This window comes from Pseudonocardia sp. McavD-2-B (assembly GCF_024124365.1).
Taxonomy (GTDB): domain Bacteria; phylum Actinomycetota; class Actinomycetes; order Mycobacteriales; family Pseudonocardiaceae; genus Pseudonocardia; species Pseudonocardia alni.
The window spans coordinates 19,240-31,115 of sequence record NZ_JAMXSG010000031.1 but is presented as its reverse complement, the minus strand read 5'-3'; the positions used below and the strand labels follow the sequence as shown (position 1 = coordinate 31,115).

13 protein-coding genes are annotated in these 11,876 nt (G+C 73.2%); 6 read left to right on the top strand and 7 right to left on the bottom strand.

Annotated elements, in window-relative coordinates; genetic code table 11:
• Together NH602_RS07295 and fdh are read right to left on the bottom strand one after the other, a co-directional pair.
• On the bottom strand, window positions 1–890 hold an 890-nt coding region (locus NH602_RS07295), incomplete at its 3' end, for a 4Fe-4S dicluster domain-containing protein (RefSeq protein WP_253067382.1).
• Window positions 887–4,111 carry a formate dehydrogenase gene (gene fdh, locus NH602_RS07290; RefSeq protein WP_253067381.1) on the bottom strand — a complete coding sequence of 1,075 codons (3,225 nt, stop codon included), beginning with the start codon at window positions 4,109–4,111 and terminating at the stop codon, window positions 887–889. The genes fdh and NH602_RS07295, both read right to left, overlap by 4 nt.
• 223 nt (window positions 4,112–4,334) lie before the next feature.
• Here fdh and NH602_RS07285 point away from each other — a divergent pair, with 223 nt between their 5' ends.
• The 4 genes from NH602_RS07285 (at window position 4,335) to NH602_RS07270 (ending at window position 7,117) form a co-directional block, all read left to right on the top strand.
• Window positions 4,335–5,030 (top strand): hypothetical protein, encoded by a 696-nt coding sequence (locus tag NH602_RS07285; RefSeq protein ID WP_253067380.1) that lies wholly within the window; start codon window positions 4,335–4,337, stop codon window positions 5,028–5,030.
• 96 nt (window positions 5,031–5,126) lie between these two features.
• Complete coding sequence (locus NH602_RS07280; protein WP_253067379.1) at window positions 5,127–5,384, top strand: hypothetical protein; 258 nt, start codon at window positions 5,127–5,129, stop codon at window positions 5,382–5,384.
• 237 nt (window positions 5,385–5,621) lie between these two features.
• On the top strand, window positions 5,622–6,380 hold the full coding sequence (locus NH602_RS07275) for a triacylglycerol lipase (RefSeq protein ID WP_253067378.1): 759 nt from the start codon (window positions 5,622–5,624) through the stop codon (window positions 6,378–6,380).
• A complete protein-coding gene (locus tag NH602_RS07270) occupies window positions 6,377–7,117 on the top strand; it encodes a GAF and ANTAR domain-containing protein (RefSeq protein WP_253067377.1) in 741 nt (246 codons plus the stop codon). Before NH602_RS07275 ends, NH602_RS07270 begins: the two co-directional genes overlap by 4 nt.
• Here the strand turns inward: NH602_RS07270 and NH602_RS07265 are convergent.
• Complete coding sequence (locus NH602_RS07265) at window positions 7,090–7,371, bottom strand: hypothetical protein (protein WP_253067376.1); 282 nt, start codon at window positions 7,369–7,371, stop codon at window positions 7,090–7,092. The two genes, NH602_RS07270 and NH602_RS07265, sit on opposite strands and share 28 nt — an antisense overlap.
• Window positions 7,372–7,487: 116 nt before the next feature.
• Between NH602_RS07265 and ppk2 the strand changes: the two genes are divergently transcribed.
• Window positions 7,488–8,459: a polyphosphate kinase 2 gene (gene ppk2 / locus NH602_RS07260; RefSeq protein WP_253067375.1), complete on the top strand. Its 972-nt coding sequence runs from the start codon at window positions 7,488–7,490 to the stop codon at window positions 8,457–8,459.
• A 46-nt stretch (window positions 8,460–8,505) separates the two neighbouring features.
• Here ppk2 and NH602_RS07255 read toward each other — a convergent pair whose 3' ends face one another.
• A complete protein-coding gene (locus NH602_RS07255) occupies window positions 8,506–8,733 on the bottom strand; it encodes a hypothetical protein (RefSeq protein ID WP_253067374.1) in 228 nt (75 codons plus the stop codon).
• A gap of 622 nt (window positions 8,734–9,355) precedes the next feature.
• Here NH602_RS07255 and NH602_RS07250 point away from each other — a divergent pair.
• Window positions 9,356–9,718 (top strand): DUF6158 family protein, encoded by a 363-nt coding sequence (locus NH602_RS07250; RefSeq protein ID WP_253067373.1) that lies wholly within the window; start codon window positions 9,356–9,358, stop codon window positions 9,716–9,718.
• A gap of 138 nt (window positions 9,719–9,856) precedes the next feature.
• On the opposite strand, the gene NH602_RS07245 is transcribed toward NH602_RS07250, so the two are convergent.
• The 3 genes from NH602_RS07245 to NH602_RS07235 form a co-directional block, all read right to left on the bottom strand.
• Complete coding sequence (locus NH602_RS07245) at window positions 9,857–10,639, bottom strand: alpha/beta fold hydrolase (protein WP_073575166.1); 783 nt, start codon at window positions 10,637–10,639, stop codon at window positions 9,857–9,859.
• The gene (locus NH602_RS07240) at window positions 10,636–10,998 is read right to left on the bottom strand and encodes an ATP-binding protein (RefSeq protein ID WP_253067372.1); all 363 of its coding nucleotides are present in this window, start codon (window positions 10,996–10,998) and stop codon (window positions 10,636–10,638) included. Before NH602_RS07240 ends, NH602_RS07245 begins: the two co-directional genes overlap by 4 nt.
• Window positions 10,999–11,123: 125 nt before the next feature.
• The gene (locus NH602_RS07235) at window positions 11,124–11,477 is read right to left on the bottom strand and encodes an STAS domain-containing protein (protein WP_253067371.1); all 354 of its coding nucleotides are present in this window, start codon (window positions 11,475–11,477) and stop codon (window positions 11,124–11,126) included.
• Window positions 11,478–11,876: the final 399 nt, after the last annotated feature.

Here is an 11,876-nt window from a genome sequence, read left to right as displayed (position 1 = left end):
GCGGCGACCGCCGCGTGCCGCCACATCGACGGCAGGTCCCGGGTCGTGACCACCGGGTCCGGTGGTAGCCCGTAGGCCTCCGGTTCGTCGAGCAGCAGGAAGAACGCGCCATCGCCGCCGACGCCGTCGTCGGGGTCGCGGCCGTAGAGCCGGGCGCCGTCCACACCCTGGGCCTGCAGCGTCGCCAGCCGCTCGTCGGCGCGGGCACGCAGTTCCTCCAGCGGGCCGAACTGGATGGACTCGGTCGGGCACGCCGTCGCGCAGGCCGGGGCGAGGCCGGCGCCGAGCCGGTCCTGGCACATCGTGCACTTGAACGCGCGGCCGTCGCCCTCGCGCTGGTCGATGACGCCGTACGGGCAGGCGGGGATGCAGTAGCCGCAGCCGTTGCAGATGTCCTCCTGCACGAGCACGGTGCCGTGCTCGGTGCGGATCAGCGAGCCGGTCGGGCAGACGTCGAGACACGCGGCGTGGGTGCAGTGCTTGCACACGTCCGAGGACATGAGCCACCGCACCTCGGTGGCGTCGGCGCGGTGCTCACCGGCGTCGACGGAGCCGGGCAGGTCCATCGCCGGCATGCCCAGGTCGGTCTGGGCGGAACGAGTCGCGGGGACGCGTTGCTCGACGAACGCGACGTGCCGGTAGCTCGACGCCCCGAGTCCGCCGGTGTTGTCGTAGCCCATCCCGGCCGACTCGAGGACGTCGCCCCCGGCGCCCTGCGGGGTGACCCCGTCGGCGGGCAGCGCGTTCCACTCCTTGCACGCGACCTCGCACGCCTTGCACCCGATGCAGACGCTGGTGTCGGTGAAGAAGCCGACCCGGTCGGGATGGTCCTCGGCGTAGCCGGCGTCGGCGGAGGGGTCCGCCAACGGGCCGTACCACGAGTTGCTCACTGGTCCTCCAACCCGGCGGCGCGCCGCCGGTCGGCGAGGTAGGCGACCAGGTCGGGCCCGCGCGGCCGTCGTCCGGGGCGGATGTCGCAGGTCGCGGCCTTGGTCTCCATGATGTGCACGTTCGGGTCGAGCGCGACCGAGAGGATCTCGTTGGCCGCGTCCCCGGTGGACAGTCCGTTCGGGCCCCAGTGCCAGGGCACGCCGATCTGGTGGATCACCGTCGTGCCACCGGAGCCGTCGCCGACCCGCAGCGGTTTCGCCCGCTCGGTGATCATCACCCGGCCCTCGACGGCCGACCGCGCGGTGACCACATGCGCCCAGTCGTTGTCCACCAGGCCACGCTCGGCGGCCAGCTCCGGGGACACCTCCAGGAACATCTGCGGGAACAGCTCGTTGAGGTGCGGCGTCCACCGGCTCATGCCGCCCGCGGTGTGGTGTTCGGTGACGCGGAACGTCGTGAACACGTACGGGAAGTGGTCCCCGGGCGGGTTGTAGGTGTTGTCCGGGCGCGGGAACTGCTGACGCGCCGGGTTGGCCCGGTGCCGGGGGTAGAGCACGTTGGGCACGGGGGACTCCTGCGGCTCGTAGTGCGCCGGCATCGGCCCGTCGAGCAGCCCGGCCGGGGCGTAGAGCCATGCCCGCCCATCGCCCTGCATCACGAACGGCTCGTTGCCGGCGATCGACTCGGCACCGCGTGAGTGCTCGGCAGGGACGTGGTCCGGCGGTGTGCTCACCGGGAAGTCCGGCACGTCCGGCCCGGTCCAGCGCTCCCCGTCCCACCACAGGAGCTTCTTGCGCTCGCTCCAGGGCTTCCCGTCCGGGTCCGCCGAGGCCCGGTTGTAGAGCACCCGGCGGTTCATCGGCCACGCCCAGCCCCACTCGGCGGCCACGAGGTCCTGCTCGCGTCCCGGCCTGCGGCGCGCAGCCCGGTTGACCTCCTCGGCGTAGACCCCCGTGTAGATCCAGCAGCCGCCCGCCGTCGACCCGTCGGCCTTCATGTCCAGGTAGGACGACAGAGCGCGGCCGTCGGCGTCGGTGCCGTTGATCTCCCGCAGCACCGCGTCGGCACTCGGCTCGGCGATCCCGGTCGGCCCGACCTCGACCGGGTAGTCCCAGGTCAGGTCCTGCAGCGGGCGGTCGCGCGGGTCCGTGGACCCGGCCAGACGCTCCTTGAGGCGCAGCCCCAGCTGGTGGTAGAACCACAGCTCGCTGCGGCAGTCCCCCGGCGGTTCGACCGCCTTGTGGTGCCACTGCAGCAGTCGCTGGGTGTTGGTGAAGGTGCCGTCCTTCTCGGTGTGGTTGGCCGCGGGGAGGAAGAACACCTCGGTACCGATGTCCTCGGTGCGCATCTCCCCGGTCTCGATCTCCGGGCCGTCCTTCCAGAACGTGGCGGTCTCGATCATGTTGAGGTCGCGCACCACCAGCCATTCCAGCTTCGCCAGCCCGAGGCGCTGCTGCTTGGCGTTCGCGGTGCCCACGGCGGGGTTCTCCCCCATCACGAAGTAGCCCGGCACCTCGCCGCGGGCCTGCGCCATCACCGTCCGGAACGACGAGTGATCGCCGGTGAGGCGTGGGAGGTGGTCGAAGCAGAAGCCGTTGTCGGCCGTGGCGGCGTCGCCGAACCAGGCCTTCAGCAGGCTCACCAGGTACGTGTCCATGTGGCCCCAGTAGCCCTTGTCGCCCGAGTTCGACTCGATGAACGTCGCGAGGTCCTGCTCGCGGTGGGCGTGCGGCATCGGGATGTAGCCCGGCAGCATGTCGTACAGCGTCGGGATGTCGGTGGACCCCTGGATGGAGGCGTGGCCGCGCAACGCGAGGATCCCGCCGCCCGGCCGCCCGATGTTACCGAGCAGCGACTGCAGGATGGAGGCGGCCCGGATGTACTGCACGCCCACCGTGTGGTGGGTCCAGCCGACGGCGTAGGCGAACGCCGAGGTCCGCTCCCGCCCGGAGTTGCGGGTGAGCGCGTCGGCGACCGCCCGGAAGTTCTCCGGGGAGATCCCGCAGACCTGCTCGACCATCTCCGGGGTGTAGCGGGCGTAGTGGCGGCGCAGCACCTGGAACACGCAGCGCGGGTGCTGCAGCGTGTCGTCACGGGTCGGGGTCGCGGAGAACGGGGCGCCGCCGGACCCGGAGATCTCGGCGTGCTCGTGCTCCTGCACCATCGCCCGCTCGTCGCGCAGCCCGGCACTGGCCTCGACATCGGCGTCCTCGTACTGCCAGGAGTGCACGTCGTAGGTGCCGGTCGCCGGGTCGAACCCGGAGAACACTCCGTCGAGGTCCTCGGTGTCGCGGAACTCCTCGGACACGAGCATCGGTGCGTTGGTGTAGGCCTTCACGTACTCCTCGAAGTACGCCCCGGTCTCCAGGACGTGCCGGATCAGCCCGCCGAGGAACGCGATGTCGGTGCCGGCGCGCAACGGCACGTGCACATCCGCCACGGCCGAGGTGCGGGTGAACCGCGGATCGACGTGGATCACGGTCGCGCCGCGTCGCTTCGCCTCCATGACCCACTGGAAGCCCACCGGGTGGGCCTCGGCCATGTTCGAGCCCTGGATGACGATGCAGTCGGAGTTGACCAGGTCCTGCTGGTAGTTGGTGGCCCCACCACGGCCGAACGAGGTTCCCAGACCGGGAACCGTGGAGGAGTGTCAAATACGGGCCTGGTTCTCCACCTGGACCGCGCCGAGGGCGGTGTAGAGCTTCTTCATGAGGTAGTTCTCCTCGTTGTCGAGGGTCGCTCCTCCCAGACTCGCGATGCCCATGGTGCGGTGCAGGTGCCGGCCCTCCTCGTCGACGTCCTGCCACGTCCGCTCACGGGTCTCCACGACCCGATCGACGATCATGTCCAGCGCTGTGTCGAGGTCGAGGTCCTCCCACTCGGTGCCGTGCGGGCGCCGATAGCGCACCGTGGTGATCCGCTGCGGGGAGGTGACGAGCGACAGCGTCGAGGAGCCCTTGGGACAGAGCCGTCCACGGCTGATCGGTGAGTCCGGGTCACCCTCGACGTGGGTGACCCGCCCGCCGCGGGTGAAGACGTTCTGCCCGCACCCGACCGCGCAGAACGGGCAGATCGACTTGGTGACGCCGTCGGCCTCGACGGTCCGGGCGACCGTGCGGGCGGTGCCCGCCGATCGGGACGCCACGCCCCGGCCGAGCGGGTCGGTGCCGGTCAGCTGCCGGGCGACCGGCCAGGACTCGATCCACTCACGCATTCCCACACCCGCCCGTGTGCCCGGTCACCACCGCCCCAAACCCCCGCCGGTCCGACGGGTGGGTCCCCGGGTGCCCCGGGCGGACGTCCGCTCCGGCCGCCGGGTGATCGACGTCGAGGGAGGCGCTGGTCGACACCAGCTGGGCGTCGGTCGTCCCGTGCCGCCCGGTGCCCGCGGACACGACCCCGTGCCGGGTTTCGCGCGGTCGGCCCCGGGGAGGCGCCACCCCATGACAGGACCGGCTCATGACGACGGCCCGGACGGGGAGACGGCGGGTCGCGAGTGGCTGGTGGTGGGGCTGCTCGCCGACCCCGACCTCGCCGAGGACGTCGCTCGCGACATCGCACCGCGGCTGCAGGACGAGCTGCCCGGCGAGGTGGCGGGGCGGGCGGTCGGCTGGACCGTCGTCACCGGCCGGGACGCGTTCGAGTCACTCGGCAGCCCGGACACCGACCTGATCGACAAGGCCCGCGAGCGGGTCGCCGACACCGGCTGGGACCTCGCCGTCTGCCTCACCGACGTGCCGCTGCGTTCCGGCGGGCGGACGGTCGTGGCCGATGTCGCCGACGACTGCGTGGCCGTCGTGTCGCTGCCCGCACTCGGCTCACTGCGGCTGCGCGACCGGGCCCGGCGCGCCGTCGGCGACGCGGTGACGACGATGGCCGCCCAACATCTCGACCCCGGGTCCGGCTCCACCGGCACCGTGCCCGCCCGCCGGGGCGGCGCGCTGCGCCTGCTGACCGGGATGGTGCACGTGAACCGGCCGTGGGCGCTGACGGTGGGCCTGACCCGCTCGCTGGCCGGCGGGCTGGCGGGCGCCGCGTTCGGTGTGCTCTACCCGAGTATCTGGACGCTCGCGGCCTCGATGCCCGGCTGGCGGCTCGCGGTGGCCCTGGCCGGCGCAGTAATGGTGCACGGGGGCTGACTGGTCGTCGGGCACGGCCTGTGGGAGCGCCGCGGCGACCCGCGCCGGCGCGACCGGCCCAGCACCGGGCTGCGGAACTCGGCGACCGTGGTCACCGTGGTGCTCGGCGTCGCCGCCTACACCGCCGTCCTGTTCGCGCTCGCGCTGGCCGCGCTCCTGGTGATCGTGACCCCCGACTACCTCGGACAGGAGATCGGGCACCGGGCCGGGTTCGGCGACTACCTGGCCACCGCGCTGATGGCGACCGTCGTCGGCACCGTGGCCGGCGCGATCGGGTCCGGGCTCGAGGACGGCGCCGCAGTGCGACGGGCCGCGTACCGGACGCGCACCGCCGAACGGATCCGGGACGGATGACGGTCATCGGAATCATCCTGTCGCTCCCGGGTAGAAGGCCCCGCCGCAGGAACCGGCGGCGACCCGAGTGGCCAGGAGATCGACACGTGTTCCGACACACCGAGCTGCTGCAGTGCGAGGCGAAGCCGGACGGTCCGGACCCCACCCGTCGTCGTGTCGGCGCGCCCCACCGCGTTCCGGCGCCACGCATGCGTCCGGGCGTGCCGGGTAGGCGGAGGGCCCCGACCGGAGGTCCGTGTGCTCACCGCTCTCGTCGCCGCAGGTCTGGAGAAGGCCGGCGAGCTGACGATGCCCGCCGCCGAACCGGCTGCGTGGCCCGACCTGCACGTCCACCGCGATCCGGTCCTGCTGTTCGGCGGTTTCGGCACCACAGCCCCGTTCCTGCGCCCGCTCGCGGGCTGGCTGCGCGCCCGCGGCCATCCCGTGGTCGCGGCCGCCGTCGGTGCCGGGTTGGGGTGCGGGCGCGCCACCACCGACCGGCTGGAGCTACAGCTCGCCGAACTCGCCGACGCGACCGGGCGACCGGTGCGCCTGGTCGGACACAGCCGCGGCGGGCAGTTCGCCCGCGCCCTCGCCCACCGCCGTCCGGAACTCGTGTCCGGCCTGATCACGGTCGGAACGCCGTTCCGCCTCGTCGGGCTGCACGCGCCGATGCTCGTCACCGTCGCCGCGCTGACCAGCGTCGGGACCGCCGGCCTCACGGGGGTCGCCCGAACCGCATGCCTCGTGGGACGGTGCTGCCGCGGGTTCCGCGACGCCCAACGCGCACCGGTACCCGCGATGGTGCCGTTCACCTGCATCTACAGCCGTGGTGACCGGGTCGCCCCGCCGCGCGTATGCACCGATCCGCAGGCGGTGAACATGGACGTTCCCGGTGGACACACCGGGCTCCTGATCGGGGCCCACGCCCGGGAGGCGATCGCCGAGGCCCTCGACCGCGACACCGCACACGACGACTCCGGGACCACCCGGCACACGGAGAGGTGCCCGCTATGACCGTGCCCCCCGATACCGAGGCTGTCCTCGCCGAGCTGCGCGATGCAGCGGCCGGGTTGGTGTCCGCCCGCCACATCACCGACCTCGACGACGCGCTGCGCGGCATCGTCACCGCCGCGGTCGCGACCGTGCCCGGCGCCGAGGGCGGCGGCATCTCCCGCACCCACGGGCGGCGGGTCACGTCGCACCATCCCAGCACTCCCCGAATCGCTCGGCTCGACACCACGCAGAGCCGGCTCGGCGAGGGACCCTGCGTGGACGCCGCCGACCGTCCCCCTGCCTCCGGCGTGGTGCACGCCGACGACCTCGCGGGCCCCGACGCGGCGCGCTGGCCGCGGTTCGCACCGCGAGCCACGCGGCTGGGCTACCGCTCGATCGTGTCGACCGGACTGGCTCACCGGACCGGCCCACACACAGCGCTCAACCTCTACGCCCAGAACCCGCATGCTTTCGGCGACACCGCCCACGCCGTCGCCGGGCTCTTCGCGGTGCAGGCCGCGATGCTCCTGCACGGCGCCGAGCACACCGCCCACCTGCAGCGGGCGCTGGAGAGCCGCGACATCATCGGCCGGGCGAAGGGCGTGCTCATCGAGCGCTTCGGGCTCGACGACGACGCCGCGTTCCGCCGCCTGGTCACCAGCTCGCAGGAGACCAACATGAAGCTGGCCGACGTGGCGCGGTGGGTCGTCGAGGACGCCGTGGCCCGGCGTCAGGAGCGGGGCAGTTCGTCGGCGTAGGGCACCGGATGGTCCGCACCCTGTTCGAGGAACGTCTCGTTCAGGACCTGGGCGATCACGTCGTGCTCCAGCGCGGACATCGGGTGCTCCCCGCGCAGCAGCGCGGACAGACCGTCCGGCCCTCGGGTGCCGCCGAGGGCCAGGTAGTTCGACCACAGGGTGCCGTCGTCGAGGCCAGACAGTTCCAGGCCGAGCAGCAGCGCGCGTAGCGACTCGTCGTGCCGCGCGGGGTCCAGGATGCGTCGCGGGTTCACCCGCCACTGCTACCCGCTCGCGAGCGGTCCTGCACGGATGGGGCGGCGGGGCGATTCCGGACGATTCGCCCGGCCGGGGCCGGGTACCTCCGCACGGAGACGGAGAAAGGGGTGCCATGACGTCGATCGGACAGGCGGTGGACGGCTTCCGCGGGCTGCCCGACGTCGCGGGGCGGTCCGCGTCGACCCGGCGTGAGCTTCGGGAGGCGTTGCGGACCGTCGACCTGCTCGACGACACCCACACCTGGAGCGTGCACGACGACGTCGACGGTGACGGGGTCCTCGTCGACGCCGACGGCCGGGAGGTCCGGACGTGGTGTGAGGAGTACCCCTACACCGAGCGGATGCCGCGCGAGGAGTACGAGCGCACCAAACGCGCCCTGCAGATCGAGCTGCTGAAGCTCCAGTCATGGGTGAAGGACTCCGGCGCCCGGGTCGTCGTGCTGTTCGAGGGCCGCGACGCCGCCGGCAAGGGCGGCACCATCCAGCGCTTCACCGAGCACCTCGACCCGCGCGGCGCCCGGGTCGTCGCCCTCGACAAGCCGACGCCCACCGAGCAGGGGCAGTGGTACTTCCAACGGTACCTGGAGCAGTTGCCCACAGCCGGGGAGATCGTGCTGTTCGACCGGTCCTGGTACAACCGGGCCGTCGTCGAGCGGGTCATGGGTTTCTGCACCGACGACGAGTACGAGCGCTTCGTACGCGAGGTCCCCGGCCTGGAGCGCTCGCTGGTCGAGGACGGCATCCATCTCCTGAAGCTGTGGTTCTCCGTGTCGCGCGCCGAGCAGCGCACCCGGTTCGTGATCCGGGTGCTGGACCCGTTGCGCCAGTGGAAGCTCAGCCCGGTCGACCTCGCCGGAATGGCGCGGTGGGAGGACTACACCGCGGCCAAGGAGGCGATGTTCGAGCGCACCCACACCGAGCACGCGCCGTGGACGATCGTCGACTCCGACGACAAGCGCCGCGGGCGGATCGAGGCGATGCGCTGCCTGCTCTCCGGGCTCGACTACCCGGCGAAGGACGTCGCCGTCGTCGCCACACCGGACCCGCTGGTCGTCGGACACCCGGCGACCGGGATCCGCCCCTGACCCCGGTGCGCGGCGGTCACCCCGCGGCGCGGCGCGGCGCGCGCTCTCAGGACGGCCCGAGCACGTCGTCGCGACGCAGCACGGCGTCCGCCAGTCGGCGACAGCCTCGCCACGGCGGTCCGCCGCCTCGCGCAGCAGCACGTGCGCCCGCTCCGGGGAGGTCGTGCTGCTGGGCCGACCACCCCACGGCCTGCTCGATGCGGGCGCGGCGGTCCACCGCCCGCTGCGGCTGCTCGGCCGGCATGCCGCCCTCGTCGGGCACGCACTGCTGCATGTCCTGCTCCTTCCACGCCCCACGCTGCGGCCGGCAGGTGCGCCGCCGACCCACGGTGGCACACCGGGGCGATCGCCCGCGGTCGTCGGTCGGTCCCTGCGTCCGGCGGTTCCAGCCGGGCAGGGAGCCTGCGGTCGGCGAGGGCCCGGGCGCGCATCAGCAGCAGGGCCTCCTCCGGTGGGAGGTCCAGGGCGTAGGCGGACACGCCGTGCTCGCGGGCGGCAGCGACGAACGCGGGCCACCGCGGGTCGAGGCCCAGGTCGGGAACCAGGACCGGACGGCCGCTACGCAGCGCGTCGACGCAGGGACCCTTCCCCGTGGTCAGCTGCACGTCCTCGGGCCGGCGCCGTTCGAGGGCGCGGCGGCGAGCACCTCGGCGCGCAGGGATCGGTAGCGCTCCGGGTTCACCGGCCGGCTCCTGAGGCGGACACCGCCACGCGCCGTCGTTGCCCATACCGCCGGCTCAGCACGCCTGATTCCCGTCGTCGTTCCACGCTCGTTCCCGGGGCGGCTGCGTTACTGAACCGGTGACGACGAGAGTCCCGTCCGCGCGACGGGCGGGGCGCGTGTCCGGCGCGGTGCGGCCGGGCCTACGGCGGCGGGTACCGGGTAGGCGCTTGTCATGACCGATCCGCTGCGGCACGACCAGGACTCCGACCAGGACTCCGAGGCCACCATGACCGCTCCACCCGGGCTGCGTCCCGACGGCGGTGCCTCCTCGGACGCCTGCGACGCAGACGTCGGCACGTCCGGCGAGGACGCAGCGGCCTCTCGCGGCGTCGCCCCGCTCGACCTCGCCGACGACGACCTGCGCCGCGAGATGACCCACCTGCACACGACCCGCCACGACACCGTCCTCGGTGGGACCGAGGACGCGTTGCAGGTCCACACCACCCGGATGCTCGCGCTGGAAGCGGAATTCCTGCGCCGCCTCCCGGATGAGGCCGCCCCGGATCCGCGCCGCACGCGCGCCGGGAGCCGCTGAGCACCGGACGCGGGCCGCGGGGGCCACCCCTCGCGGCCCGCGCCACTCCAGCCAGACCTCGGTGTCGTCGGGCGGGTCGAAGTTCAGCTCGGGATGGTCGTGGTCGTCCACCATCGGGACATGGAGTGGCCGTGCGGGTCACGCCGAGCGGGCCGGCTGCGGCTCGGGTCTCGGCCGACCGCTCCCGGCGGAGGCGAGGAACGGGCGCAGCGCCGCGGCCATCTCGGCGCCGTGCGTCAGCGGCGCCATGTGCGCCGCCGACGCGACGTCGGCGACCTCGGCCGCCGCGGCGGAGGCGGCGAGCCGGACGAGCCAGTCGGCCGAGCAGATCCCGTCGCGAACGCCGCGCAGCAGCAGTACCGGCCCACCGAACCCGCCGACCGCATCGGACAACGGGTGGCGCCGCGTGGCCTCCAGCGCGCGAACGAAGCTGACCATGCCGCTGTAGGTGTAGTCGCGCACCAGCTGCGGCACCTGCCCCGGGCGCTCGGCCACCACGTTGCGCAGCCACCCCCGCACCAACGCAGCCCAGCTCCCGGCACGCGGGTCCGCGGTCGGGCCCACCAACACCAGGGCAGGCACCCGACCCGGGGCGGAACGAGCCACCTCGGCGACGACCTGACAGCTCGCCGAGTGGCCGAGCAGCACGGCGGATCCGATCCCGAGGTCGTCCATCCGCCGCAGCAGCCGCCGCGCCGACGACCGCGGGTCCAGCGGCGCCCGCGGCGAGGCGGGCACCCCGTAGGCGGGCAGCGCCAGCGCCGTCGCCGGGAACGGCAGACCCAGGCACGACAGCGTCGGCTCCCACCCGCGGACCGACAGGCCGAGCCCCGGAACGGCCACGGCCCCGACCTGGCCGAACCGGGCGCCGTCGGGTAGCGGCAGCACCTCCGGCGGACAGATCCGCGCCGGCAGCCTCATCGGTCCCCTCCCCCGACTCCGCGGTTCTGCCGGGGACCGACCGTGGCCCACACCGTCTGGTCCCGCAACCGGCGCACGACACCCCAGCTGGCCACCGAGTCGACGATGGCCGGCCCGCGTCCGCCGAATCCACCCAGCCGCGACCGGCCGACCGTCGGTGATGCCTGCGGAAGCCCGTCATCGACCTCCACGCGCACCTGGACAGGTCGGCGATGCACGTAGATGCGGACGATGTCCACCCCACCCCCGTGATCATGAGCGTTGGCGATGAGTGCGGTGACGACCAGTTCGGCGTCGATAGCCAGGCGCCGATCGACACCACGCAGCTGATCGCGGAGCCAGCCCGGGACAACCGTCACCCGCGACGGGGTGCACCCGTCCAGGGCTGACCGAGGCCGACGCGGCGCTCCACCCCGCCAAGCGCTCGGGCCGCAACCGGGTGGAGTGCGCCTGACCCGGCGTCGGCGGACATCCGCCGGGAACGTCACCTCCGCCCGGTGACGGAGGTGATGGCGACCTCGACGGTCGGGTACCAGGTGAGCGCAGCCAACCTCCGCTGCGCGGCGGGCGACAGGAAACGCAGGTCGAAGGTCCCGGCCACGGCGAAGCCGATCCGACGACGGGTACAGGCATGAAGCGCGTGCGCGAGCGCCTCGGGGCCGCCTCGGCTGATCGTGTCCGACGCCGACACGTCGATGACGACGACGTCGAGCCGTCGGTGACCGGTCCGGGCCATCTCGATCTCCGCATCGAGGAGGCGCAACAACCGGCCACCGGAGGCCGAGTCGAGATGGCCCCGTGTCCGGATGACCGTCGTGCCGTCATGAGGGTGGGTCACGAACGGTCGCTCCGCGCCCGGTCGGGGCGGTGAGGTACGACCGCCGTGGGTCACAGATCCGAGATTCTCGATGGTCGGCTCCCAGCACAGGTCCGTCGCGCGCGGAGCGCTCCGGGCGGAACGGCGAGCTTGTACTCGACCCGGTGCCGTGCAGCTACCCGAATCGTCGCGGCCCACACCTCACGGCACGAGCCCAGGACCATCCGGGTTCCGCCCGGCCGCAACCCGGTACGTCTGGATCGCGCCCACCGCGACCTGATCGCCGCAGACCGGCGCACCGCGACCGTCGCCGAGATCGCCACGAGGTGGGTTCCGGTGACCCGTCGCGGTTCGCGGCCTACTACCGCGCCGCACACGTGGTGCCACCGAGCCGCACCCTGCGCGAACGTAGCCGAGGCC

Excerpts from the sequence above, each read along its gene's own strand:
- NH602_RS07285 (WP_253067380.1), top strand. The coding sequence starts at position 4,335 with ATGACAGGACCGGCTCATGACGACGGCCCGGACGGGGAGACGGCGGGT.
- NH602_RS07270 (WP_253067377.1), top strand. The coding sequence starts at position 6,377 with ATGACCGTGCCCCCCGATACCGAGGCTGTCCTCGCCGAGCTGCGCGAT.
- ppk2 (WP_253067375.1), top strand. The coding sequence starts at position 7,488 with ATGACGTCGATCGGACAGGCGGTGGACGGCTTCCGCGGGCTGCCCGAC.
- NH602_RS07255 (WP_253067374.1), bottom strand. The coding sequence starts at position 8,733 with ATGCAGCAGTGCGTGCCCGACGAGGGCGGCATGCCGGCCGAGCAGCCG.
- NH602_RS07250 (WP_253067373.1), top strand. The coding sequence starts at position 9,356 with ATGACCGATCCGCTGCGGCACGACCAGGACTCCGACCAGGACTCCGAG.
- NH602_RS07245 (WP_073575166.1), bottom strand. The coding sequence starts at position 10,639 with ATGAGGCTGCCGGCGCGGATCTGTCCGCCGGAGGTGCTGCCGCTACCC.